A 23,855-nucleotide genomic window follows, 5' to 3' on the forward strand; every position below is an offset into this window, starting at 1 on the left:
CATGCTTATAGCTGCATCATCGCAGGGCTCGCAAGCCGACCAACCAATATTGCGGCCAATTTCGCTATGGTTGACACATCTTCGAGAGTCTGGAACGTTAACTGAAAGCGCTTTCATCAGAAGAGCGCGCCGGGAAACGCCATGATCGGAAGACGGGGATGGATCGGCCTGGGCTCGGTGGCGGCTGTGCTGCTGCTGTGGTTCGGCCTGACCACGGTCACGGGCTTCGTGTCCCCCGGTCGCTTCCCCTCGCCGGCCGACTTCTGGGCTTCGCTGAACCAGATCGCGACCCGCGGCTATGCCGGCGGCGCACTTGCAGCCCATGCGCTGCAGAGCGTGAAGCTCGTCGTGATGGGCTTCCTCGTCGCCATCGCGACCGGTGTTCCGCTCGGCCTGTGGATGGGCTGGGACCGAAGGGCCGAGGCCGCGATCAACCCGATCTTCCTGATCATCCGGCCGATCCCGCCTTTGGCCTGGATTCCGCTCGCGATCCTCTGGCTCGGCCTCGGTGATGGCGCCAAGATCATGGTGATCTGGTTTGCCGCCTTCGTACCCTCGGTGATCAACTCTTTCGCCGGCGTTCGCAACATCGATCGACCGATCATCGAGGCCGCGCAGATGCTGGGCACGCCGCGCGGGCGGATGGTCACGGAGGTGATCGCGCCGGCCGCCGCCCCGATGATCTTCACCGGCCTGCGCCTGTCGCTCCAGGCCTCCTGGACGACACTTGTCGCGGCCGAACTCGTCGGCGCGCTCGCCGGCATCGGCTTCGTGCTCAACATGGCCCAGCAGGACATCTATCCGGGGATGATCCTCGTCGGGATGGTGACGGTCGGCGTGCTCGGCTGGGCGACGACCTACGCGCTTGGCCTGGCTGAGCGCCGTGCGCTGGCCTGGAACGTCGCGGGGAGAGATTGATGCAGTCGTCTCCCCTGCGCCTGAGCGAGAAGTGCGCCTGGGGGGCTCTCGGCCTCGTCGGCTTTCTCGGGCTCTGGGCGGCGCTGTCGGCCTTCGGCATCGTGCCGCGCCAGTTCCTGCCCTCGCCGCTCGATGTCCTGACCCGCTTCGTCCATCTGCTGACCAACCCCTTTGCCGGGGCGACGCTGCCGCAGCATCTGGCCTCGAGCTTCCAGCGCTATGCCTATGGCGTACTGCTGGCGGCCTTCATCGGCGTACCGCTGGGTCTGCTGATGGGCTGGTTCCGCTGGCTCGACGACATCGTCACCCCGCTCTTCGACGGGCTTCGCTTCATCGCGCCGATCGCCTGGGTTCCCTTCGCCGCTTTGTGGTTCGGCGTCGGCATCGGCGGGCCGATCCTGATCATCTTCGCGGGCGCCTTCCCGCCCTGCCTGATCAACGCTTATCGCGGCGCCCGCTTCGTCGAGCCGCGGCTGATCGAGGCGGCACGCATGCTCGGCACCGGGCATCTGCGGATGATCCTCGAAATTCTGCTGCCGGCGGCGACGCCCTCGATCGTCTCGGGCCTGCGCGTCTCGGCGGGGCTCGGCTGGCAGTCGCTGGTCGGGGCGGAGCTGATCGTCGCGGCGGCCGGGGTCGGCTTCATGATGGTGCAGGCGCAGGCCAATGTCGCGACCCCGACGGTGATGGCCGGCATGGTCGCGATCGGCCTCGTCGGCATGGCGATCGACGTGATGCTGCGGCAGGGCGAAGCCTGGCTTCGCCGCCGCCGCGGCCTCCAGGCGTAAGGGAACGAAGACGATGGGCTCGATCCGCTTCGACAAGGTCGACAAGGTCTTCGGTCCGGTGTCGGGTGGCGTGAAGGCGCTCGACTCGATCGATCTGGACATCGCCGACAAGGAGTTCGTCGCGATCGTCGGCCCCTCCGGCTGCGGCAAGACGACCTGCCTGCGCATGGTCGCCGGGTTCGAGCCGCCCAGCGCCGGCATCGTCAGCGTCAACGGCAAGGCGGTGACGGAGCCCGGCCCCGATCGTGCCGTCGTCTTCCAGCAATTCGCGCTGTTTCCGTGGAAGACGGTGCGCGAGAACATCGAGCTCGGCCTGCGCAACAAGAACCTGCCCAAGCCCGAGCGCGACAGGCTGGTTGCCGGCGCGCTCAAGCTGATGAACCTCGAGAGCCACGCCGATGCCTTTCCGCATCAGCTCTCGGGCGGCATGCAGCAGCGCGTCGCCATCGCCCGCGCCTATGTCCTCGATCCCGAGGTGCTGCTGATGGACGAGCCCTTCGGCGCGCTCGACGCGCAGACCCGCGTCGTCATGCAGGAGGAACTGGTGCGCTTGGCAAGGGTCAACCCCCGCACCGTGCTCTTCATCACCCATGCTGTTGAGGAGGCGGTCTATCTCGCCGACCGGGTCGCGATCATGACCCGCCGCCCCGGCCGCATCAAGGAGGTGCTCGACATCCGCTCGGTGCGGCAGGCCGAGAACTGGGACCGCCATGAGCGCATCGAGGATGTGATGGATCTCGAATCCTTCGTCCATCTGCGCACCCAGATCTGGAAGTCGCTGCGCGAGGAGAAGGGCGCCCATGGGGTCTGACCTCGCCATGCTGCCGCGCCTCGCGCGCGACCTGACCGAGCCGGAGCCCATTCCGGAGGCGGGCATCGCGCGCGCCTGTGAGCTGATGCGCTCGGGCCGGCTGTTCCGATATGGCGAGATGGGCGCCGACCAGAACGATGTCGCCCTGCTGGAGCAGGAATTCGCCGCCTTCGTCGGCCGGCGCTATTGCATCGCGGTCAACTCCGGCGGCGCCGCCCTGTGCCTGGCGCTGAAGGTGCTGGACCTGCAGCCGGGCGAGCCGGTGCTGGTCAACGGCTTCACGCTGGCGCCGGTGCCCGGCGCCATCCTTCATGCCGGCGGCCGGCCGGTTCTGGTCGAGATCGGCCCGGACTACGTCATCGACTGCACGGATCTGCGCGCCAAGGCCCGCGCCTCTGGCGCCCGCATCCTGCTGCTGTCGCATATGCGCGGGCATATCGCCGACATGGATGCCGTGATGGCCGCCTGCGACGAACTCGGCCTGCTTCTGGTCGAGGACTGCGCCCATGCGCTCTGCGCCGCCTGGGATGGCCGCGCCATCGGCACCTTCGGCACGGCGGCCGCCTTCAGCGCCCAGACCTACAAGCATCTCAACGCCGGCGAGGGCGGGTTCCTCGTCCTCGACGATGACGACCGCACGGCGCGCGCGATCCTCCAGTCGGGCAGCTACATGCTGCACGGCCAGCATCGCAGCGCGCCGGCTGCAGATGTGATGTCCCGCTGGGAGGAACAGACACCCAATTTCAGCATGCGGATGACGGCACTTGCCGCTGCGCTGCTGCGGCCGCAACTCCACGACCTGCCGCGCCGAGCCGCGCGCTGGAACGCCATCCATGATCGCCTGGGCGCCGCCATCGCGCGCTCTCAGCATGTCCGGCTGCCGGCGCGCTCGCCGAAGGAGCGCTACGCCGCGACCTCGGTCCAGTTCTCGCTGCTCGGTTTCGGGGACGACGAGATCGCGGCCGTGCTCGAGCGCTGCGCCGCCCGCGGCCTGCCGATCAAATGGTTCGGCGCCGGCCGGCAGCGCGGCTTCACCAGCGCGCCGCGCCATTGGCGCTATGCGGGCGAACAGGGGCCGATGGCGCAGACCCACGCCACCCTGGCCGGGCTCTGCGACATCCGCACCCCGCTCTCGCTGACCGTTCAGGACTGCGACCTCGCCGCGGAGATCCTGCGCGAGGCCATCGAGACCATTGTCTCCGCACGTGCGGAGACAGGGAAAACCGGGCGGGCCGCCACCGGCTGAGACCCGGGTCAACGACAACAGGGAGAGACGAAGATGAAACGCATCGCTGCCGGATTGGGTCTTGCCGCCGCGCTGGCCTTCGCCGCGCCTTCGCCGGGTCGGGCGCAGACCGCCATTGGCGTCAGCTACCAGCCCTCGCTCTACTGGGCGCTGCCGTTCCATTACGCCACCGTCAAGGGCTGGTGGAAGGAGGTGGGCCTGACCCCCAACTTCTCGACATTCCCGGCCGGCGCGCCGCAGATCGCGGCCTCGGCCGCCAAATCCTGGGATGTCGGCGGTACCGGCTCGGTCCCCGCCGTGCTCGGCGCGGTGCGCTTCAACATCCTCACCATCGGCCTCACCAATGACGAGTCGAAGACCAATGCGATGATGGTGCGCGGCGACAAGTTCGACGCGATCAAGGCCGATCCCAAGCTGTTGAAGGGCCAGAAGCTTCTCCTCACCACCAATTCCACGGTGGATTACGCGGCGCGCAAATGCCTGACCAAGTTCGGCCTGCAGCAGAGCGACATGCAGTTCGTAAATCTCGGCCAGGCCCAGATCATCACCGCGATCACCTCCAACAATGGCGATGTCGCGGGCGTCTGGGCGCCCAACACCTACACGCTCGAAGAGCGCGCCAACGCCAAATATCTCTGCTCGGGTGCCGATGCCAACGCGATCGTGCCCGGCGCGCTGATCGTGCGCGGCGATTTCGCCAAGGAGCGTCCGGACGACGTGGCGAAGTTCCTGGCCGTCTTCCTGCGCGGCTGGTCCTGGGCCAAGGCCAATCCGGCCGAGGCGCGCACGCTCGCGCTCGACTTCTACAAGCAGGGCGGGCTCGAGGTGACTCCCAAGGCGATGGACCAGGAGTTCGCGCTGCGCCCGACCTTCGGCCTCGACGAGCAGCTCAAGCTGATGGCGCGGGCCTCCGGAGCCTCGACGGTGGATGGCTGGTTCTCCGAGATCGGCAAGTTCATCACCGAGGTCGGCACTATTCCCTCCAACCCGGACGCGAAGAGCTACGTCACCGACGACTTCCTGAAGCGCGTCGCCGCCGACCCCAAGCTCAAGGCCTTCGCGACCGAATTCGACAAGAAGTAACGGGCTCACGATCGACCGACCGCTGCGGTGACGTCTTCCAAGGCGTCACCGCCACCACCTCCCTGCGCTCCGAAGCGGACCTCAAGCCATGGCCATCACCCATCTCAAGACCGCGACCAAGACGCCGGAAACGGAAACCGACACCGCACGTGCGGTCGTGACCGAGATGCTCGCCGCAATCGAGGCCGGGGGCGAGCAGGCGGTGAAGGATTATGCCCTCAAGCTCGACAAATGGGACGGGCCGATCGTCCTCGATGAGGCCGCCATCGCCGAGCGCATCCGCGACGTGCCGCAGGCCGTCAAGGACGACATCAGCTTCGCCGCAGGCCAGGTGCGCCGCTTCGCCGAGGCGCAGCGCGCCTCCTGCCAGGATTTTTCGCTGGAGATCTCGCCCGGCCTGCATCTCGGGCAGAAGCTCGTGCCGGTGAACACGGCCGGCTGCTATGTGCCGACCGGCCGCTACGCCCACATCGCCTCGGCCTATATGTCCGTCGCCACGGCCAAGGCCGCCGGCGTCAAGACCGTCGTCGCCTGCTCGGCGCCGTTCCGCGGCCAGGGCATCCACCCGCATGTGCTCTATGCGCTGACGGTGGCCGGCGCGGACATCATCATGTGCCTGGGCGGCGTCCAGGCCGTCGCGGCCATGACCTACGGGCTGTTCACCGGCAAGCCGGCCGACATCATCGTCGGTCCCGGCAACAAATTCGTCGCCGAGGCCAAGCGCATGCTGTTCGGCAAGGTCGGTATCGACGTCTTCGCCGGCCCCTCCGAGGTTGCCGTGATCGCCGACGACAGCGCCGATCCGCTGATCGTCGCGACCGATCTCGTCGGCCAGGCCGAGCATGGCCATGAAAGCCCGGCCTGGCTGATCACCTCCTCGCGCCGCATCGCCGACGAGGTCGCCAGGCTGATGCCGGAGCTGATTGCCAACCTGCCGCCCACGGCGCGCGATGCTGCCGGCGCCGCCTGGCGCGACTATGGCGAGATCGTCCTCTGCGACAGCCGCGAGGAGATGGTCGCGGTCTCCGACGCCTACGCCTGCGAGCATCTCGAGGTGCATTGCGGCGAACTCGACTGGTGGCACGCCCATCTCAGCAATTACGGCTCGCTCTTCCTCGGCGAGGAGACCAATGTCGCCTTCGGTGACAAGGTCTCGGGCCCCAACCACATCCTCCCGACCAAATTCGCATCCCGCTATTCGGCCGGGCTGTCGGTGCACAAGTTCCTCAAGCCCCTGACCTGGCAGCGCATGGACCGTGCCGCCTGCCAGCGCATCGCCCCCGTCTCGGCCCGGATCTCGCGGCTGGAGGGCATGGAGGCCCATGCTCGCACCAGCGACGCGCGGATGGCCAAATATGCGCCGGGCTCGAATGTCGACCTCGGCACGCCGGTCGAGGTCTGAGGGATGTTCCGGCTGACCTCTCTCTTCGACCTCACCGGCAAGACGGCGCTGGTCACCGGCGGCAACAGCGGCATCGGGCTCGCCATGGCCCGCGCGCTGGGTCTGGCGGGCGCGCATCTGGTCATCGTCGCACGGAGGGAAGAGGCACTGCGCGAGGCGGCCGAAGGGCTGCGGGCGGACGGCATCGCGGCCGACATCATCGCCGCCGATCTCGCCTCGCCGGAGGCCGGCGCCACCCTGGCGGCGGCCTGCGAGCGGCTGGGGCGGACCATCGACATCCTCGTCAACGTCGCCGGGCTCAATCTGCGGCAACCCTTCATGCAGGTTTCGGCCGAGGCTTTCGACCTGCATATGGCGGTGCATCTGCGCGCGCCCTTTCTGCTGACCCAGGCTTTCGCACCGGGGATGGCGGAGCGCGGCTATGGCCGCATCGTCAACATCGCCTCGCTGCAGAGCTACCGCGCCTTCCCCGACTGCGCGCCCTATGGTGCGGCGAAGGGCGGCGTCGTCCAGCTGACGCGGGCGATCGCCGAGGAATGGTCGCGCCATGGCGTTACCTGCAACGCGATCGCGCCGGGTTTCTTCCCGACGCCGCTGACGGCGCCCGTCTTCGCCGATCCCGCGCGCGCCGCCAAGAACGCGGCGCAGACCGCCATCGGCCGCAATGGCGAGCTCGACGATCTCGCCGGCGCCACGGTCTTCCTGGCCTCGCCGGCCTCGGCCTATGTCACCGGCCAGACCCTGGCCGTCGATGGCGGCTTCACCGCCAAATGAGGAGGGTCGCCGCATGAAGGCCCTGGTCTATACCGGTCCCAACAGCCTCGTCTTCCGCGACGAGCCGGATCCCGTGCCGCAGGCCGACGAGGTTCTGGTCAGGGTCGAGGCGGTCGGCATCTGCGGCTCTGACATGCACGCCTATCACGGCTTCGATGCGCGCCGCCCGCCGCCGCTGATCCTCGGCCACGAGGCGGCGGGGCGAATCGCGACGGGGCCGCGTGCGGGCGAGCGCGTCACCATCAATCCGCTCGTGGTCGACCCGGCCTGCCCCTATGCGATCGAGGGGCGCTGGCATCTCTCGCCGACGCGGCAGATCATCTCGATGCCGCCACGGCCCGGCGCCTTCGCGGAGCTGGTGCGGATTCCGCTTCGCAATCTGACGCCAGTCCCTGACGCCATGCTGATCGCTCATGCGGCGCTGGCCGAGCCCGTCGCCGTCTCCTGGCATGCGGTGCGGATCGGGATGCAGCGCCTGCACCAGCCGCTCGCGGCCTGCAAGGTCGTGGTGCTCGGCGGGGGCGCGATCGGGCTGGCGGCCGCACTGGTCGCGCGGCTGTTCGGCGCCCGCGACCTCGTCATCGGCGAAACCAACCCGCAGCGTCGCGCAACGGTGCTGGCGGAAGCGATCGGCGTTTATTGTCCCGGCGAGGACCAACCGGACGACAACAGCGCCGATCTCGTGATCGATGCCGTCGGCGCCGATGCGACGCGGGCGGCAGCCTGCCGCATGGTGCGCCCCGGCGGGGTCATCGTCCATGTCGGTCTGCTGCCCGGCGCAGGCGGCCTGGACGTCCGCAAGCTCACTCTCCAGGAGATCACGCTAGCCGGCGTCTACTGCTACACGCCGACCGACTTCGCGCAGGCCGTCGAAGCGCTCGCCCTCGGCCATCTCGGCGATCTCGGCTGGACGGAGCACCGCTCGCTCAGCGACGGCGCGCAGGCTTTCTCGGCAATCGATGCCGGCCGTGTGGGTGCTGCGAAAGTCGTCCTGACAGTTTGATCGCAGCTCGATCGCGGCGGTTGGGCGCAAGGCCTGCCCAGCGCCGGTCGCGTCTTGGCTGCTCTTGGCGCAATCTGATCCGGCACCGTCTGGTGGCCGAAGCCGCGAGAAGCGGCAGCGGCGGCACGGCCCGAAGCGGATTCGGCGATCGCTGGGGAGAGGCCGCCAAGGCCTCTCCCCATATTCGATCTGCGGTGCGTCAGCCCTTGGCGAGCCCGCCCGCCTTCATGAAAGCGCCCATCGCCTTGTCGCTCTCGGCCATGAACGAACCGAAGGCAGCGGCGTCTGCGTACTTCATCGTCAAGCCGCGCGAGTTCATGAAGTCCTTGTACTCCTTCGAGTCGTAGATCTTCTTGAGCTCGGCGGAGAGCAGCGCGGCCATTTCCGGCGGAAGGTTCTTCGGCCCGCCGATGCCGCGCCAGGAGCCCAGCGGCACCTCCAGCCCCATGGCCTCCTTCAAGGTCGGAACGTCCTTGAACTGCGGGTTGCGCTCCGACGCCATGATGGCGAGCGACTTTGCGCGTCCGGCATCGATCATCGCACGCGCCTCGGGGACCGAGCATGTGACGAGGTCGATGCCGCCCGCCGCAAGATCCTGCATGGCGGGGGCCGCCCCGTTCGACGGCACCCAGGCGACGTGATCCGGCTTCAGCCCCATCGCCTGCATCCAGCCGACCAGAGCGAGGTGCCAGATGCCGCCCTGCCCCGTTCCGGAAGCCTTGAACTTGCCGGCGGGCGCGGCCTTGATCGCATCGGCGAGCTGGTTGACGTCCTTGTAGGGCGAATCCGCCCTCACCTGGACGCCCGGCGGATCGTCATTCATCAGCGCCAGCGGCGTATAGCTCGCATAGGTCAGCTGCGTCAGGCCCTGATGATGCATCATCGCGATCTCGGAGGTGATGATGCCGAGCGTGTAGCCATCCGGCGCGGCGGTCGCGAAGGCCGAATGGCCGACCACCCCCGATCCTCCGGTGCGGTTCACGACGTTGAACGGCTGTCCGAGGCTTTTCTCCAGGAGCGCCGCGATGATGCGGGCGACAGCATCCGTGCCGCCGCCCGCGCCCCATGGGCAGACCAGCGTGACAGGCCGTGACGGGTATTTCGACTGGGCGATGGCGGGCGCGACAATCAAGCCGGTCACACCGGCGGCCGCACCCTTGAGCAAACGACGTCTGTTGATGAATTTCACCGAGATATTCCTCCACAAAGTCAATTGAATTGCAGACGCTCCTCATCCGCGACGGGGCGCCCTTGAACGATGTATTATTGAAATTGATCGCGACCGCCCCGCAACGCCCGATTTTGCATATCACCTCCGCTTGCACTGACCCCGCTCGACGACAGCGTGCGTGCCGGGCGGCCATCCTGGCGAGGCGGGAACGACATCGGCCGGAAGCCCCCGGGTGACACCACGCCAAGATCGCCTCCGCGAGGCACGGCCTGATCGGTCTCTGACAGCCCACAGCTGCCTTGCACGGCCGGGAAAAGTCGATACATTCGGATATAACGATATAATGTCGGGAGGGTTCGATGATCGATCGGCGCGGCGTTCTCGCGGGTGGGGCGGCGCTGCTGCTGCCCGCTGCGCCCAAGCCGGCACCGGCGCAGGTGGTCGCCCGCGGTGGCAGCGGCGAACCCGCCCTCACAGTCCTCAGCGATGGCGGCTTCGAGATGCCTGCCGCCATGCTGGCCCGCGACGTCGAACCCGAGACAATCAGGAGCACTGCCCAACTGTCCGGTCCCCTGACGACGGTGCTGAACGTCACCTGTCTGAAGCGTGGCGACCAGACGATCGTGTTCGACTGCGGCTCGGGTGCGAATTTCCTGCCCGGCACCGGCAAGCTCGCGGGAAGCCTGGAGGCGGCCGGCATCGCGCCCGATAGCGTCACCCATGTGCTGTTCACCCATCTGCACCCGGACCATCTCTGGGGTGCGCTGGACGATTTCGACACACCGCTCTTTCCCAATGCGCGCTGGCTCGCCAGCGCGGACGAGGTCGCCTACTGGACGAGCCCTAAAGTCTACGAGGGACTGCCGGAGGACCGGCACGCCTTCGCCGCGGGCGCGCAGCGGGTTCTGAAGGAACTCGGCGACCGGCTGGAGACGCGCACCGCCGGTCAGGAGTGGGTGCAGGGGGTCACTGCCATTTCCACGGCCGGCCATACGCCCGGCCATGTCTCCTTCGTCTTCAGCGATGCGCAGGGCCCGGTTTTCGTCCTCGGCGATGCGCTGACGCATCCCGTCATCTCGTTCGCCCATCCCGACTGGCGCCCGGCTTCCGACCATGAGCCCGAGCGGGCGATCGCGACGCGCCGCGCCCTGCTGGAGCGCGCCGTTGCGGAGAAGGCCCGCATCATCGGCTACCATTTGCCGGGGGCGATCGGCCGCGTCGAGAAGCAGGGCGCGGCCTATCGCTTCGTCCAGCCGGCCTGAAGCGCGGCCGGCGGCAGGGGCTCAGAGCTTCTTGCCGTCCTTGCCGAACTGCTTGAGGAAGGCCGTCAGATCGGCGATTTCCTTCTCGTTCTTGATGCCGGCGAACACCATCTTGGTGCCCGGGATCTTGGCGCGCGGATCCTTGATGTATTCGGCGAAGACCGCCTCGTCCCAGGTCAGGTTCGCTGACTTGTTGGCAGCCGAATAGCTGTAGCCCTCGACCTCGCCGGTGTGCCGGCCGAACAGGCCGTTGAGGTGCGGACCGACTCCATTCTTGGCGCCCTCCCCGATCTGATGGCAGGCGCGGCACTTGTTCCAGGAGCGCTCGCCGGCGGCGATGTCCTGGGCCGAAGCGGGCGAAGCCGCCGCGAGGGCCGAGGCGACGAGGAGGGCGCGGGTCAGCATGGGCATGAGGGGTCCTTCATTCGACGGGAAAAAAAGGGCCGCGCCGTCAGGGCGCGGCCAGGGAGGTCGCACCACGCGGGAGTCGCGGTGCGGGGGACGCTCAGCTGAACATGTCGGCGGTGATGGCGGCGTACCAGCCGAGATTCTCGGCCTGGTTTTCCTTGCGTAGCGCATCGCTCTCGCCGGGCTGCGACACGAAGGTCTCGGTCGCGGTGATCTTGCCATCCTTGGGCTCGTAGCGGCCGCCGACCTTGATGGTGTCGTCGGTATCGACCAGCGACCAGCAGGTGTTGACGTAGCGCGCCGGGAAGGTCCGGGCGCCGGTCAGCTCGCCGCGGATCGTCATGGCCGCGACCTTGGCCTGGCTGTTGGCCGAGAAGGCCGATTTCGGCATGTCGCCGCCGATGCAGGCATCGCCCAGAACGAAGATCGACGCATCGACAGTGGACTTCATCGTCGCGGCATCGATGGCGCAGTAGCCGCCGGCCGGAGCGAGGCCGGCGCTGCGGGCGATCTCGCCCGCCATCTGAGCGGCAATGACATTGACGAAGGCGCAGTCCTTGTAGGTCTCGAAGCCGGTAACGACGGTGTTGGTCTTCGGATCGACCGACTTGATGCCGTCATGCACCCGCGGGCCGAGCCATTCGATCATCCCGCCATAGCGCTTCTCCCAATCCGCCTGGAACACGCCCTGTTTGGAGAAGCTCTCCTTCGGATCGAGAATGATGATCTTGGCGTCGCTCTTGCCGGCCTTCTTCAGCGCATGGGCGAACATCGAGGCGCGCTCATAGGGTCCGGGTGGGCAGCGATAAGGGTTGGGCGGGGCGATCATGACGATGAGCCCACCATTGGGCACGGCGTCGAGCCTCTGCTTGATCAGCTGGGTCTGGCGGCCGGGCTTCCAGCCATGCGGCATGGTCTCCTCGGCCTCTTTCGACCAGCCCGGCACGGAATCGTATTTCAGGTCGATGCCCGGCGAGACCACGAGCCGGTCATAAGGCAGGCGCTGGCCAGTCGAGAGCACGACCTCCTTCCTGTCACGGTCGATCTGGGTGGCGCGGGCGCGGGCGAGCGCAATGCCATGAGTCTTCGCCAGCGCATCGTAGCGATGGACGATCTCGTCATAGGTCTTGAAGCCGCCGAGATAGAGGTTGGAGTGGAAGCAGGTCTGGTAGGTCTCGTTTTCCTCGATCAGGGTCACCGCGATCGCGCCCTGGCTGTCCTTCGCGAGGTAGCGCGCGGCGGTCGCGCCGCCGGCGCCGCCGCCGATGACCACGACGCGCGGCTTGGCCTGGCCGAGAACGGCCGGCGCGCCGAGGCCGAGCGTCGCCGAAGCGGAGAGGCCCGTCAGAATGAGAGAGCGACGATCGAGATGCATGGCTGATCTCCCCTTTGTTGTTCTGTTTATGGGGCGCGCCCATCGATGCGCGCCGCTGGTCTCTCGGCGGGCCTAGCCCGGCGGCTTCAGGCTCTCGTAATAGGCGGCGAGGGCCAGGATCTCCTCCTCGGTCAGACGCGCCGCGATCGTCTGCATCACGTCGTTGCTGCGCTGCCTCGTCCGGTAGGCGTCCATCAGCGCGAGGAACTGGTCGGCAGGATGACCGACGATCGCGGGAATGCCGCCGACCTGCCGGCCGCTGGTCTGGTGGCAGGCCGTGCATTCGGAGGAGAGATATTCCCCGAGCGCCTTGTCGCCGGAGGCCAGAGCGGGACCGCCGGAGAGCGAGGCCGCGAGGGCGACGAAGCTGAACCAGCCGGGCGACTGCCGGGAACTCCGCATCAGTCGACCTTCGGCGCCGATTTCGAATCGGGCGTGACGTCGAGCACCGCGGCGCGCCCCGTGATCTTCACCTCCGGTTTGCAGTTCGTCATGCAGGGCTCCTTGCCCCAGAACGCCTTCTCGGCCGTCTCGCGATCATCGTCATAGAAGGCGCCGGCATTGGGCAGCTTCACCGATGTGAAGTTCTTGTCCGACAATTCGAAGTCCTCGTCCTTCACGATGTCGTTCAGGAAAAGGAGATAGGCCGTGAGCGCATAGGTCTCGTCCGCGCTCAGCGACTGGGCGTTGCCGAACGGCATGGCGCGATGGATGTAGTCGTAGACCGTCGAGAGATCCGGCCAGAAGGAGCCGATCGTCTTCTCGGGGCGGTCGGCGGTGAGCGTGCCCTGCCCACCCGCCAGCACCGGCCAGCGGCCATTGCCCTGGCCGAATTCGCCATGGCAGCTGGCGCATTGCGCCTGGAAGAGCTCATCGCCCTGCCGGACGGTGCCCTTGCCCGGCGGAAGGCCGACGCCGTCGGGGCGGACGTCGATGTCCCAGGCCTTGATCTCGGCCGGCAGCGCGAGGCGGCCCAGCCCGAGCGGCGCGGGCTTCGCCGGGGCGGCAGGCGTGGCTGCCGGAGCCTGGGCCCGGGCGGCCGGGGCCGTCTTCTCCACCGGAGGCGTTTTGGCGGTCTGGGCGATCAGTGGGCCGGCGCCGAGGAGGGCGAGCGCAGCCAGGCCCGAGAGCAGGACGGGCTTAAGCGATCTCGACATTCTCGGTCTCCCCGCTGGGTCGGACATGCCAGGTCTGGATGCCGTTGTTGTGGTAGATGGAGTTGACCCCGCGGACCTTGCGCAGCTCGTCCTTGGTCGGCTGGACATAGCCGGTCGAATCCATGGCGCGGGACTGGACCAGCAGTTCCTGGCCGGCCCAGTCAAAATCGACATAGAAGCGCGTCAGAGACTTCTCGAGCACGGGCCCGTCGATGCGGGCGGACTGCCAGTTCCTGCCGCCGTCGAGCGTGACGTCGACCCGCTTGATCGTGCCGCGGCCCGACCAGGCCAGCCCCGAGAGGACGTTGCGACCCTTGTGCTTCAGCGGTGCCTGCGGCGAGGGATTCGTCACCACCGACTTGGCGTCCATGATGAAGGTGTAGCGACGCGAGCGGCCGTCAGCCAGGAGATCGGTGTATTTCGAGGTTTCCTCGCGCGCCTGCCAGGGCTTGTCCCCGGCCTCGATGCGGCGCAGCCACTTGACCCAGATGTTGCCCTCCCAGCCCGGGACGACCGCCCGCAGCGGATAGCCCTGCTCGGGGCGCAACGCCTCCCCATTCATGGCAAAGGCGATGAGCACGTCGTCGAGCGCCTTCCCGACCGGCAGCGAGCGGTTCATGCCCGAGGCGTCGGCGCCCTCCAGCATCAGCCATTTGGCGCTGGGCTTGAGCCCGGCCTCGGCGAGCAGGAGCTTCAGCGGCACGCCCGTATACATGACGTTATGGATCATGCCGTGGGTGAACTGGCAGCCGTTGAGCTGCGCGCCGCGCCACTCCATGCCGGAATTGGCGGCGCATTCGAGAAAGTGGACATGGTTCTGGCGCGGCATCCGCCGGATGTCTTCCATCGTGAAGACCAGCGGCTTGTCGACCAGGCCATGGATCATGAGCCGGTGATTGGCCGGGTTGATCTCGGCGATGCCGCCATGATGACGCTCGAAGCACAGGCCCGAGGGCGTGATGATGCCGTCGAGCTCATGCAGCGGCGTGAAATTGACCGAAGAATCCGGCGAGGCCGTCAGCCAGGAGACGTCGCGGCGGACGATGTGCTTCTCGAAGGGCGACGGCGTGCCATAGGGGCGCTTGTCGACGCCCTCGCCGAGATAGCGGTTCCAGTCCTGGACCTCGGTGATCAGCGGGTCGGGCTTGGCCTCCTGCGCCCGCAGCGGCAGCGCGGAGGCGGCGAGCCCCGCGCCGGCGAGGCCGGCGGCGCCGAGAAAGCGCCGGCGGTCGAGCGGTTCGGTCTTCGGGTCTGAGCTCATCGGCGGATGTCCCGTGGTTGTGGTGCCCAGGATCGGCGGGGCGCGCTCAGGCGCCGCTGACCTTGACGGCGTCGTTGGGGCGGATGCTGACGGTTTTGCGCGCGGCGACATGGGTGCGGACCACGTCCCAGATCGGCGGGCCCTGTGTGCCTTCGTTGACGCTGGCCCAGCCGGCGACGACATATTTCCGCGCCGCATCGATCGGCTGGCCCGATTTCAGATGCGTCAGACCCGAGATGCGGCTGCCCATCGGCTTGCCGACATCGATCGCGTAGCCCATGCCGCCAATGCGGACCATGTCGCCACCGCCCTGGAAATAGGGGTCGGGGTGGAAGATGTTGTCGGCGACGTCCTCGAGGATCTCCTTGAGTTGGGCGCCGGTCATCTCGTTGCGGTAGCAGTTGGGGTAGGTCATCGCCGTGGCGTTGGTGATCGCCTCCCAGGTGATGGCGTCGCCCGGCAGCAGCGTGCCGCCCCAGCGGAAACCCGGCGACAGCGCGATCTCGGCGTCGCGCTGCTCCAGCATGGCCTCGCAGATCAGATCGTCGAAGGTGCCATTGAAGTTGCCGCGCCGGTAGAGCAGCGAATCCGTCCGGCCGATTTCCTTCGCGAGATCGGCCGCATAGGGCGCGCGCACCTTGGAGATCAGCGCGGCCATGTCGGCATCGGGGGCGATCGCGTCCGAGAAGACCGGCATCAGCTTGAAGCGGATGTCGGAGACCTTGCCGTCCTTGGTGGCGATGTCGAGCCGCGAGACGAATTTGCCATGCGAGCCCGAGCCGACGAGCACGGTGTCGCCGACGCGGATCAGGCCCGGCATCGCGTCATGGGTGTGGGCGGTGAGGATGATGTCGAGGCCCTTGACCCGCGAGGCGAGCTTCTTGTCGACGTCGAAGCCGTTGTGGGAGAGCAGCACGACCACGGCGGCGCCCTCGCCCCGCGCCTCGTCGACCTGCTTCTGAATCTCCTCCTCGCGGATGCCGAACTCCCAGTCCGGGAACATCCAGCGCGGATTGGCGATGGCCGTGCGCGGCAGTGCCTGGCCGATCACCGCGACCTTGACGCCGCCCTTCGCGAAGACCTTGCGCGGCGGGAAGACCGGCTCGTTCCATTCCCGGTCCCTGATGTTCTGGGCGAGGAAGGCGAAGGGCGCGCTCTCGGCGATCTCCTTGACGCGCTCGGCGCCGAGCGTGAACTCCCAGTGCCCGACCATGGCGTCGGTCTTCAGGGCCGACATGACGTCGACCATGTCCTGCCCCTTGGTCTGGAGCGAGGACCAGCTGCCCTGCCAGGTGTCGCCGCCATCGAGCAGCAGCACCTTGTCGTCACCGCGCTCGGCCCTGACGGCCTTGACCAGCGTCGCGACGCGGTCGAACCCGCCCATCCGGCCATAGGTCTTCGCCAGGGCGACGAAGTCGTCCGAGGTCAGGGCGAAGGCGTCGGCGGAGCCGGCGGCGATCTTGAAATGCGCACGGAATTCGGCGTCGACGAGATGCGGCGGCTGGCCCCTGGCCGGGCCGACGCCGAGATTGATCGAGGGCTCGCGGAAATGCAGCGGCATCAGCTGCGCATGGATGTCGGTGACATGAAGGATCGTCAGCGTGCCCAGCGGATCGAAGCGCAGGATGTCGCTCTGCGCCAGCTTCTGCTGTGCCGCCGCCCGCCCGAGCGGGCCGAGCCCGGAGGCTGCCGCAATAGCCGCGGCGGCGGCCGTCGCCTGAAGAAATTCGCGTCTGGAGACCATGATTCACCTTCTGGGCGAGCGCGAAGCGCCACCCACCGGCGATGTCCTTGCGGACATCGCGCATCACCTCATCAGGAGTGTCGTCGGCCGGATCGGCCCGCTCAGCCGACGGTCAGCTTGTTCTTCGCGGTGTATTCGGAGCCGTCGTCATCCTTCCAGACGAAGGTGAACTCGCCCGATTCCGTCGCCTTGAAGAAGAACGACTGGTAAGGATTGGCGGAGATCGCCGGGTGCCAATCGGCCGCGAAGACGGGCTTGCCGTTGAAGCTCGCGCTGAACTTGTTGATGATCTTGCGCGGGATCGTCTTGCCCTGCGCGTCCTTGCGCTGGCCCGATTCCATCTCATGGGAGATCAGGGTCTTGATCTCGATCAGTTCGCCGGCAGCGGCCTTGGCCGGGACGCGGACACGCGGGGCGGGTTTGGTCGTCATGGCGTCATCCTCACCTGAAGTCGTTTTTTTTGTGGGGCGGTAGCGGGCCGGTCAGCCGCCGCAACCGCCGATGGTGACCTTCACATTGGCCTTGGCCATATGGAGGGAGCCGTTCGACATCTCGGCGACGCAGACGATGTTCTGGGTCTGGGCGAGGCGCATGCGGGTCGCGGCCGAAGCCTTGCCGCAGGCCGGCGTGAAGCTGTAGCTGACGATGCCCGGCTGCGGGTTGCCGTCGGCATAGATGTGGACGGCCTTGACGTAGTCGGCCTCCGTCATCGGGCTATCGACCTCGACATTGACCGGAACGACGAGGCCGTTCTCCGCGATCTCGGGGATATCGAGCTTGATCTTGCCCTCGGCCATGGTCTTGTCGCCATAGAGCTTCTTGATCTCCGCCATCACCATCTTCTCGTCGGCGAAGGCGAGGCGCGCGCCGAGAAGGCTCGCGAAGCCGGCGAGCGCGCCGGCCGTGAGGGTGCTGCGGCGGGTGAGACCCGCATTCGGGGTTGGCATCGGCTTCCTCCTTGGAAATGTTCTTGTTCCGCTCTTGACGGCATCGCCGCCACGCGATCATCATTTGCACGTATCGTGATATTGTTTTCTGTGAATGTAAAGTCCCTCCGACAGAGAGGGTATCAAACAAAGGTCGCGCTCGGCGGCCGATCGAGGAAACGAAAGGGCAAGAGATGAAGCTCCCCATCATCGGAGCGGCTGTGCTGGCGGCCGCCATGACATTGGCCGCCGGGCACCTGACCGCGCAGGCCCCGCCGCAGGACGACAGCGAGAAGGAGATCGAGCGCTATCGCCAGATGCTCTCGGACCCATTCTCGAATCCCGGCTTTCTCGCGGTTGATCGCGGCGAGGCGATCTGGGCCGAACCGCGGGGCACGAAGAATGTCTCGCTCGAGGCCTGTGATCTGGGCGAGGGTCCGGGCCAGCTCGAAGGCGCCTTCGCCAAGCTGCCGCGCTATTTCGCCGATGCGGACCGGGTGATGGACACCGAGCAGCGCCTGCTCTGGTGCATGGACAAGCTGCAGGGGCTGGACACCAAGGACATCGTCGCCCGCCGCTTCTCCGGCCCGGGCCGCGCCTCGGATCTCGAGGATCTCACCGCCTTCATCGCCAACAAGTCGAGCGGGATGAAGATCGAGCCGCAGCTCAGCCATCCCAAGGAGATCGAGATGGCGGCGGTCGGCGAAGAGCTGTTCTACCGCCGCGGCGGCGTGATGGATTTCTCCTGCGCCACCTGCCACGCCGAGGAAGGCAAGCGCATCCGCCTGCAGGGCCTGCCGAACCTCTCGACGCCTGGCGCCGCGGCACAGGCCACCATGGCGTCCTGGCCGACCTATCGTGTCTCGCAGAGCGCGCTGCGCACGATGCAGCACCGTCTCTGGGACTGCTACCGCCAGCAGCGCTGGCCGGTGCCCGAATACGCCTCCGACAGCCTGACCGCCTTGACGGTCTTCCTGCAGAAACAGGCCGCCGGCGGCGAGATCGCCGTGCCGTCGATCAAGCGCTGAGAGGGCGAGACGATGACCAGAACCGCTTTCGCCGCCGCGGCCTCCGCCGCCCTGCTGATCGCCGGCCCCGCCCTCGCCCAGCAGAAGCCGAGCCAGGCCACCATCGAGGCCTATGTCAAATCGACCTTTGGCAAGGCCTCCCCGGAATGGGTGGCCCGGATCACGCCCGACGAGTCGCTCGCCGTCTGCAACGCGACCCGCAACAACGTCACCTCCGCGCAATCGGAGGCGATCATCAAGCGCGAACTGGCCAAGGTCACCTATCCGGCCGACGGCAAGCTGCTCGGCGACTGGAAGAAGGGCTATGCGGTGGCCAATAACGGCCGCGGCGGCCAGTTTTCCGATCCGCCGGGAACCGTCGCCGGCGGCAACTGCTTCGCCTGCCACCAACTCGACCCCAAGGAGGTCAGCTACGGGACGCTCGGCCCCAGCCTCACCGCCTATGGCAAGGACCGGAAGTACGACGCCGAGGCGATGAAGGACGCCTATACCAAGATCTACAATTCGATGGCGGTGGTGCCCTGCTCGAACATGCCGCGCTTCGGCACCAACAAGGTGCTCGACGAGCAGCAGATCAAGGACGTGATGGCCTATCTGTTCGATCCGGAGTCGCCGGTGAACAAATAGGGGCTTCAGCCGCCGGCCGGCTTCTTCCCGGGCCAGTCGGCGAAGGCCCCGCGCTCATAGCCCTTCTCGCGCACGAAGCGGAACCAGGCGAGAAACTCGCGCGGATCGGGCAAGCCCGGCATCCGCGCGACCTCGCGGGCCGCGGTCGGCCTCGCGCCCAGCCCCTCGGCGGTTTCGGGAAAGAACTGGATCGAGGGCGTGCCCTCGATCGCATAACGCGCGGCGAAGGCCTTTTCGCCAGGCTTGCTGCCGTCGAAATCGGTGACCGGGCGCTGGCCGAGAATGTTGAGATGCAGGATCTCGAAATTCTCGCGGATGTAGCGCTCCGTCGCCGGGTCGGCGAGATGGACTTCGTGCATCCGGCGGCAGGCCGGGCAGCCCTTCAACCCCCAGAGGATAGCGAAGCGCTTCCCGGCGGCGGTAGCCGCCGCAAGGTCGTCGGCCAGATCCAGGAAGCTTTCGAGATACCAGTCCAGCTTGTAGAGCCCGTCCTCGCCGAGCGTGGCCCGCGCCGAGGCACTCGCCGGAAAGGCGGCACAGAGGCCGGCTGCGAGGATCGTGCGGCGCGTCTGCATGGCGAAACTCCCGACACGAAGCAGCCTTCGGTTCGTGACTGGAATAAACATACGAATACGACTATGTTACCGCAATGGGTTTCATCCGTTCCCGCACAGTGGCGCTCCTGGCTTTGCTCGCCCTCCTCGGCTCCGGCGTGGTGCCCGTGGCCGCGGCGGAGCTCGTCATGTTCACGCGCGAGGGCTGTCCCTGGTGCGCGCGCTTCGAACGCGAGGTCGCACCCGCCTACCATCTGACCGACGAAGGCAAGCGGGCGCCGCTGCGCCGCGTCGCGCTCAGGCCCGGCGGATCCACCCTCGCCGGGCTCGCCGCGCCCGTCATCGCCGCGCCGACCTTCGTGCTGATCGAGGATGGACAGGAAGCAGGCCGGATCACCGGCTATCAGGGCGACGACGCCTTCTGGGGATTGCTTGGCAAGATGCTTGCTGACATGCCAGGCCCTATTCACCGCAGCGGCGCCGCCGCGAAATTGGATTGACCATGAGCGCGATCGTATCAAAGGCCCTCGAAGCCGAGTTGCGTGACGGCGAGGAGTTCTCGGCCGAACTCGACCTGCTGATGCGCAAGGCCCGCAAGGCGAGCGACTTTCTCAAGGCGCTGTCGCATGAGAACCGTCTCCTCCTGCTCTGCCTGCTGGCCGAGCGCGAGCGCACGGTGACTGAGCTCGAGAACATCCTCTCGCTGCGCCAGCCCATGGTCTCGCAGCAACTGGCGCGGCTGCGCCTCGACCAGCTCGTAACCACCCGCCGCGATGGCAAGGCGGTCTATTACAGCCTGGCCAATGACGATGTCCGCCGGATGATTGCGGTGATCTACGACATCTTCTGTGGCCCGCCGGCGACGCCGGCCGTCGAGTGATGCCGGAGCGCCTTTCCCTGGTTTCGATCTGAGGCATGGCGCCGCTGCCGGCCTGGTCGATCGCGCTCGCGGGCATCGCCATCGGCGCGGCCTGCGGTTTCACGGCGAGGCGGGGGCGCCTGTGCTCCTTCGGCGCGATCGAGGATGTCTGGCTCGGCGGCGACACCCGCCGGATCCGCATCTTCGGCCTTGCGCTCGGCGTCGCCCTCCTCGGCACCCAGGCGATGGTCTGGGGCGGCGTGCTGAACCCCGCCCTTTCGACCTATGTTCCCAGCGCCATGCCCTGGTTTGCGATCCTGGTCGGCTCGACGCTGTTCGGCGTGGGCATGGCTCTGGTCGGCACCTGCGGCTTCGGATCGCTGGTGCGGCTCGGGACCGGCGACCTGCGCAGCCTGATCGTGATGATGGTATTCGGCGCGGCCGCCTATGCGACTCTGCGCGGCATACTCGCGCCCCTGCGGATCGACGGGCTGGAGGCGGTGGCGATCGGTGTTCCCGGCGCGGTGCAGGGCGACCTCTCCTCCGTTCTGGCCTGGTGGGGTTTCGGCGATCTGCGGCTGGTCATCGCCCTCGCTGCGGCCTCCGTTCTCGTTCTGGCCGTGGCGCTCGACGGACGGTTGCGGCGCTCGCCCCGTCTGCTGCTCGCGGGCGTGACGCTGGGCCTCGGCGTCGTGGCAGGCTGGTGGGCGACCGGGGTGGCGATCGACGAATTCGCGATCTCTTCCCGGCCCCAGAGCTTGACCTTCGTGTCGCCGGTCGGTCGGGCGCTCTATGCGGTCCTGACGACGCCCGAAGGCCTGCTGGATTTCGGCATCGGCTCGGTGATCGGCGTGGTGCTCGGATCATTCCTGTCGGCGCTGATGGATCGCGAGCTGCGCTGGGAGGCTTTCGACGACCATCACGAGATGCGTCGCCATCTGGTCGGTGCGGTGATGATGGGCGGCGGCGGCATCCTCGCCGGAGGCTGCACCATCGGTCAGGGTATCACGGCCGGCTCGATGATGGCCCTGTCCTGGCCGCTCGCGATCTTCGGCATGATGGTCGGTGCGCGAATGGGCATCGCCTTCCTGCTGGAAGGCTCGATCCGCCAGATCTTCCGGAACTGACGGCTGCCCTTGTTCTGCCTCAGCCCAAGACGGCCGTATAGCCGCGAAGGACCACGTAAACCCCGACGATGGCGACGATCGCGGCGAAGACCCGCGACAGCATCGTTTTGTGGCGCGAGAGGTGCCGGGCCAGCAACGTGCCGCCAAGACCACCGGCGACGCCACCCGCGACGAACAGGATGGCGATGCGCCAGTCGACAAGGCCCGACAGCGCATAGGAGGCGGCGGTTGTCGCACCGAAGGCGGTGACCGCGACCAGCGACGAGCCGATGGCCATGATCATCGGCATGCGCGCGGCGCCCATCAACCCCGGCACGATCAGAAAGCCGCCGCCGATGCCGAAGAAGCCGGACATCGCGCCGACAAGCCCACCCATTCCAAGCAGGCGCGGCAACAGCGTCGACGCGGTTGCCCGTCCGAGCGGCCTGAAACCTGAGCCGTCGCCCGCTTTGCGCACCAGCATCATCGCCGCGATCACGATCATCAGCACGCCGAACAGCAGCAACAGCTTCTGACCATCGAAGCGCTTGCCGATGGCCGACCCGGCGGCGGCTCCCGCGATCCCCGCGGTCGAGAACACCAGCGCACAGGGCCAGCGGACATGGCCGGCGCGGGCATGGCCGAGCAGATTGGCGAAGGCGCTGAGCGCGACCGCGACGGCGCTGGTGCCGATCGCGACATGCGGCGAGGCCACGCCCACGGCATAGACCAGCAGCGGCACGGCCAGGATCGAGCCGCCGCCTCCGATCAGTCCCAGAACGAAGCCCACCAGCGAGCCCGAGCCGACAGAGGCCAGATCGGCACCCGCGATCATGACGGCGCCGCCTGCTTCAGCGGTCGCATCAGGACTTGGCCACCGGACAGGTCCGGATGCCCAGCAACGTATAGGCCGGGCAGAACCGGAAGGCCGCCGTCGCCAGCATCGCCACACCCCAGACCGTCAGCGCGCATTTCCAGGCTCCCCAAGACGCGACCATCCCGGCGAAAGGTGGAACGAAGACGGCGGCGACGAGCAGCGCTCCCAGGAGGAATCGAAGGGTGCGATCGAGTGCGCCTACATTGGTCATAACTGTCTCTCCGGTGATGAATCCAAAACTCGAAACATGCGAATATTTGCATTTAAAAACGTCAATGGGGCTGTTCAGCGGCACCTGCGACGCCTAGGCAGCCCTCGCCAGAACGCGGTCATGCAGGAGCATGCCCGCGATCATCGCCACGATGAACAGCAGGACCGGTGTCAGTCCCGTCGTCAGGGCCGACAGCGCCGGACCGGGGCAAAAACCGGCCAGCCCCCAGCCGATGCCGAACAGCACCGAACCGCCGATCAGGCGGGCATCGATGTCGGTCCGCTCAGGGATCTGGAACTGCGTGTCGAAAACCGGCCGCTGCAGGCGCCGCTGGATCGTGACGGCGATGAAGGCGATGCAGACCGCCCCGCCCAGTACGAACATCAGGCTCGGGTCCCACCGTCCGCTGGCGATGTCGAGGAAGCCCAGCACGCGGGCCGGATCGACCATGCCCGAAAGCGACAGGCCGTAGCCGAAGAGCGAACCCGACAGGAGCGCCACGGTGATGCGGGCGATGGCGAGCGGGCTCATGACAGCATCCCCGAAAGAGTGGCCGTCGCCACTCCGGCGCCGAGGAAGCTCAGCGTGGCGACCATCGAGCGTTTCGACAGACGCGCCAGGCCGAGAATACCGTGACCGGAGGTGCAGCCCGAACCCATCCGGGTTCCGATGCCGACCAGAAGCCCCGCGACGATGATCACGGGCCAGGACGCAGAAACCGTCATGGCCGGGAGCGCGCCATGGATCGTGGCATAAATCGCGGGACCGGCGAGAAGCCCGGCGACGAAGGCGCCGTTGACCCAGGCCTGAAGACCGCCGAGCAGGCGCCCGACGATGCCGCTGATACCGGCGATGCGACCGTTGAGCAGCAGCAGCATCCCGGCCGAGAGGCCGAGCACCATGCCGCCGAACAGCGAAGGCCAATAGGCGCTCATGAAACATCGTCCTTCTGACAGAAAATATCGTACAGCGCCGCGATCAGCTGCGCGGCCTTCTGCTGCGTCAGGCGGTAGAAGATCTGTTTGCCGTCGCGGCGGGTCTCGGCGATGTCGGTCTCCCTGAGAATGCCGAGCTGCTGCGACAGCGTCGGCTGGTGAATGTCGAGCAGGCTCTCCAGTTCGCCGACGGAATACTCCCCTTCCGCAAGCTTGCAGGCGAGCATCAGGCGGACGGGGTGAGCCATCACCTTCAGCAGGGCAGCGACCTCCTCGGCGCGCGCCGCCATCGCGTGACGGGCGTCGGCCTCCATCGGTGACGGCGCGCC

At 67.3% G+C, this 23,855-nt stretch carries 29 protein-coding genes; 14 read left to right on the forward strand and 15 right to left on the reverse strand.

Translation table 11 applies throughout. The features are described from left to right. Positions 1 to 141: 141 nt before the first annotated feature. The 8 genes from ACFPN9_RS20775 (at position 142) to ACFPN9_RS20810 (ending at position 8,025) form a co-directional block, all read left to right on the forward strand. Positions 142 to 918 (forward strand): ABC transporter permease, encoded by a 777-nt coding sequence (locus tag ACFPN9_RS20775; protein WP_066722346.1) that lies wholly within the window; start codon positions 142 to 144, stop codon positions 916 to 918. Beyond that, positions 918 to 1,706 carry an ABC transporter permease gene (locus ACFPN9_RS20780; RefSeq protein WP_377817544.1) on the forward strand — a complete coding sequence of 263 codons (789 nt, stop codon included), beginning with the start codon at positions 918 to 920 and terminating at the stop codon, positions 1,704 to 1,706. The genes ACFPN9_RS20775 and ACFPN9_RS20780 overlap by 1 nt, the downstream gene beginning before the upstream one ends. A gap of 13 nt (positions 1,707 to 1,719) precedes the next feature. Next, positions 1,720 to 2,517, forward strand: coding sequence for an ABC transporter ATP-binding protein (locus ACFPN9_RS20785; RefSeq protein WP_066734838.1), 798 nt, complete (start codon positions 1,720 to 1,722; stop codon positions 2,515 to 2,517). After that, a complete protein-coding gene (locus ACFPN9_RS20790) occupies positions 2,507 to 3,763 on the forward strand; it encodes a DegT/DnrJ/EryC1/StrS family aminotransferase (protein WP_245282298.1) in 1,257 nt (418 codons plus the stop codon). The genes ACFPN9_RS20785 and ACFPN9_RS20790 overlap by 11 nt, the downstream gene beginning before the upstream one ends. Before the next feature lie 33 nt (positions 3,764 to 3,796). Then, positions 3,797 to 4,846, forward strand: a complete 1,050-nt coding sequence (locus ACFPN9_RS20795) for an ABC transporter substrate-binding protein (protein ID WP_068072729.1) — start codon at positions 3,797 to 3,799, stop codon at positions 4,844 to 4,846. 88 nt (positions 4,847 to 4,934) lie between these two features. After that, entirely contained in the window at positions 4,935 to 6,248 is a 1,314-nt protein-coding gene (gene hpsN / locus ACFPN9_RS20800; RefSeq protein ID WP_066720921.1) for a sulfopropanediol 3-dehydrogenase, read from the forward strand. 3 nt (positions 6,249 to 6,251) lie between these two features. Next, positions 6,252 to 7,022, forward strand: a complete 771-nt coding sequence (locus ACFPN9_RS20805) for an SDR family NAD(P)-dependent oxidoreductase (RefSeq protein ID WP_066720923.1) — start codon at positions 6,252 to 6,254, stop codon at positions 7,020 to 7,022. 13 nt (positions 7,023 to 7,035) lie between these two features. After that, a complete protein-coding gene (locus ACFPN9_RS20810; protein WP_066720925.1) occupies positions 7,036 to 8,025 on the forward strand; it encodes a zinc-dependent alcohol dehydrogenase in 990 nt (329 codons plus the stop codon). Positions 8,026 to 8,224: 199 nt separating this feature from the next. Here the strand turns inward: ACFPN9_RS20810 and ACFPN9_RS20815 are convergent, their stop codons facing one another. Next, positions 8,225 to 9,214: a Bug family tripartite tricarboxylate transporter substrate binding protein gene (locus ACFPN9_RS20815; protein ID WP_082737698.1), complete on the reverse strand. Its 990-nt coding sequence runs from the start codon at positions 9,212 to 9,214 to the stop codon at positions 8,225 to 8,227. Between the two features lie 341 nt (positions 9,215 to 9,555). On the opposite strand from ACFPN9_RS20815, the gene ACFPN9_RS20820 reads away from it, so the two are divergent. Continuing rightward, positions 9,556 to 10,458, forward strand: a complete 903-nt coding sequence (locus ACFPN9_RS20820; protein ID WP_066720927.1) for an MBL fold metallo-hydrolase — start codon at positions 9,556 to 9,558, stop codon at positions 10,456 to 10,458. A 21-nt stretch (positions 10,459 to 10,479) separates the two neighbouring features. Here ACFPN9_RS20820 and ACFPN9_RS20825 read toward each other — a convergent pair whose 3' ends face one another. The 8 genes from ACFPN9_RS20825 to soxY form a co-directional block, all read right to left on the reverse strand. Beyond that, positions 10,480 to 10,863, reverse strand: coding sequence for a c-type cytochrome (locus ACFPN9_RS20825; protein ID WP_377817551.1), 384 nt, complete (start codon positions 10,861 to 10,863; stop codon positions 10,480 to 10,482). Between the two features lie 100 nt (positions 10,864 to 10,963). After that, entirely contained in the window at positions 10,964 to 12,241 is a 1,278-nt protein-coding gene (locus tag ACFPN9_RS20830; RefSeq protein WP_066733795.1) for an NAD(P)/FAD-dependent oxidoreductase, read from the reverse strand. A 72-nt stretch (positions 12,242 to 12,313) separates the two neighbouring features. Then, positions 12,314 to 12,643: a c-type cytochrome gene (locus ACFPN9_RS20835; RefSeq protein WP_066724383.1), complete on the reverse strand. Its 330-nt coding sequence runs from the start codon at positions 12,641 to 12,643 to the stop codon at positions 12,314 to 12,316. Continuing rightward, positions 12,643 to 13,398 (reverse strand): c-type cytochrome, encoded by a 756-nt coding sequence (locus tag ACFPN9_RS20840; protein ID WP_377817545.1) that lies wholly within the window; start codon positions 13,396 to 13,398, stop codon positions 12,643 to 12,645. The genes ACFPN9_RS20835 and ACFPN9_RS20840 overlap by 1 nt, the downstream gene beginning before the upstream one ends. Beyond that, positions 13,382 to 14,659 carry a sulfite dehydrogenase gene (gene soxC / locus ACFPN9_RS20845; protein WP_377817546.1) on the reverse strand — a complete coding sequence of 426 codons (1,278 nt, stop codon included), beginning with the start codon at positions 14,657 to 14,659 and terminating at the stop codon, positions 13,382 to 13,384. The genes ACFPN9_RS20840 and soxC overlap by 17 nt, the downstream gene beginning before the upstream one ends. A gap of 46 nt (positions 14,660 to 14,705) precedes the next feature. Further along, positions 14,706 to 16,403 carry a thiosulfohydrolase SoxB gene (soxB, locus tag ACFPN9_RS20850; RefSeq protein ID WP_377817547.1) on the reverse strand — a complete coding sequence of 566 codons (1,698 nt, stop codon included), beginning with the start codon at positions 16,401 to 16,403 and terminating at the stop codon, positions 14,706 to 14,708. A 101-nt stretch (positions 16,404 to 16,504) separates the two neighbouring features. Beyond that, positions 16,505 to 16,834 carry a thiosulfate oxidation carrier complex protein SoxZ gene (gene soxZ, locus ACFPN9_RS20855; RefSeq protein ID WP_068075380.1) on the reverse strand — a complete coding sequence of 110 codons (330 nt, stop codon included), beginning with the start codon at positions 16,832 to 16,834 and terminating at the stop codon, positions 16,505 to 16,507. Between the two features lie 51 nt (positions 16,835 to 16,885). Continuing rightward, positions 16,886 to 17,350, reverse strand: a complete 465-nt coding sequence (soxY, locus tag ACFPN9_RS20860) for a thiosulfate oxidation carrier protein SoxY (protein WP_377817548.1) — start codon at positions 17,348 to 17,350, stop codon at positions 16,886 to 16,888. Between the two features lie 215 nt (positions 17,351 to 17,565). On the opposite strand from soxY, the gene soxA reads away from it, so the two are divergent. Further along, on the forward strand, positions 17,566 to 18,357 hold the full coding sequence (gene soxA / locus ACFPN9_RS20865) for a sulfur oxidation c-type cytochrome SoxA (protein WP_068075161.1): 792 nt from the start codon (positions 17,566 to 17,568) through the stop codon (positions 18,355 to 18,357). 12 nt (positions 18,358 to 18,369) lie between these two features. Continuing rightward, positions 18,370 to 18,984: a sulfur oxidation c-type cytochrome SoxX gene (gene soxX / locus ACFPN9_RS20870; protein ID WP_068075153.1), complete on the forward strand. Its 615-nt coding sequence runs from the start codon at positions 18,370 to 18,372 to the stop codon at positions 18,982 to 18,984. Positions 18,985 to 18,989: 5 nt separating this feature from the next. Here soxX and ACFPN9_RS20875 read toward each other — a convergent pair whose 3' ends face one another. Next, positions 18,990 to 19,559, reverse strand: coding sequence for a SoxW family protein (locus ACFPN9_RS20875; RefSeq protein ID WP_067253742.1), 570 nt, complete (start codon positions 19,557 to 19,559; stop codon positions 18,990 to 18,992). Between the two features lie 74 nt (positions 19,560 to 19,633). Here ACFPN9_RS20875 and ACFPN9_RS20880 point away from each other — a divergent pair, with 74 nt between their 5' ends. Genes ACFPN9_RS20880 through ACFPN9_RS20890 form a run of 3 tightly spaced genes read left to right on the forward strand, consistent with a single transcriptional unit; the run spans position 19,634 to position 21,524 of the window. Continuing rightward, the gene (locus ACFPN9_RS20880; protein ID WP_067253746.1) at positions 19,634 to 20,038 is read left to right on the forward strand and encodes a thioredoxin domain-containing protein; all 405 of its coding nucleotides are present in this window, start codon (positions 19,634 to 19,636) and stop codon (positions 20,036 to 20,038) included. 2 nt (positions 20,039 to 20,040) lie between these two features. Beyond that, positions 20,041 to 20,418, forward strand: coding sequence for an ArsR/SmtB family transcription factor (locus tag ACFPN9_RS20885; protein ID WP_067253749.1), 378 nt, complete (start codon positions 20,041 to 20,043; stop codon positions 20,416 to 20,418). A gap of 35 nt (positions 20,419 to 20,453) precedes the next feature. Beyond that, the gene (locus ACFPN9_RS20890) at positions 20,454 to 21,524 is read left to right on the forward strand and encodes a YeeE/YedE family protein (protein ID WP_067253751.1); all 1,071 of its coding nucleotides are present in this window, start codon (positions 20,454 to 20,456) and stop codon (positions 21,522 to 21,524) included. Positions 21,525 to 21,543: 19 nt separating this feature from the next. On the opposite strand, the gene ACFPN9_RS20895 is transcribed toward ACFPN9_RS20890, so the two are convergent. From ACFPN9_RS20895 to bigR, 5 genes are read right to left on the reverse strand one after another with little or no spacing between them, the layout of a single operon-like run. Further along, a complete protein-coding gene (locus ACFPN9_RS20895; RefSeq protein ID WP_067253754.1) occupies positions 21,544 to 22,338 on the reverse strand; it encodes a sulfite exporter TauE/SafE family protein in 795 nt (264 codons plus the stop codon). Between the two features lie 28 nt (positions 22,339 to 22,366). Beyond that, positions 22,367 to 22,675 carry a YgaP family membrane protein gene (locus tag ACFPN9_RS20900; protein ID WP_245282321.1) on the reverse strand — a complete coding sequence of 103 codons (309 nt, stop codon included), beginning with the start codon at positions 22,673 to 22,675 and terminating at the stop codon, positions 22,367 to 22,369. 9 nt (positions 22,676 to 22,684) lie between these two features. Further along, positions 22,685 to 23,122 (reverse strand): YeeE/YedE family protein, encoded by a 438-nt coding sequence (locus ACFPN9_RS20905; protein ID WP_067253761.1) that lies wholly within the window; start codon positions 23,120 to 23,122, stop codon positions 22,685 to 22,687. Next, a complete protein-coding gene (locus ACFPN9_RS20910) occupies positions 23,119 to 23,526 on the reverse strand; it encodes a YeeE/YedE family protein (protein WP_067253764.1) in 408 nt (135 codons plus the stop codon). The genes ACFPN9_RS20905 and ACFPN9_RS20910 overlap by 4 nt, the downstream gene beginning before the upstream one ends. Next, positions 23,523 to 23,840, reverse strand: a complete 318-nt coding sequence (bigR, locus tag ACFPN9_RS20915) for a sulfite-sensing transcriptional repressor BigR (RefSeq protein ID WP_067253767.1) — start codon at positions 23,838 to 23,840, stop codon at positions 23,523 to 23,525. Before bigR ends, ACFPN9_RS20910 begins: the two co-directional genes overlap by 4 nt. Positions 23,841 to 23,855 lie beyond the last annotated feature (15 nt).

Source organism: Allobosea massiliensis (assembly GCF_042655245.1).
Taxonomy (GTDB): domain Bacteria; phylum Pseudomonadota; class Alphaproteobacteria; order Rhizobiales; family Beijerinckiaceae; genus Allobosea; species Allobosea massiliensis.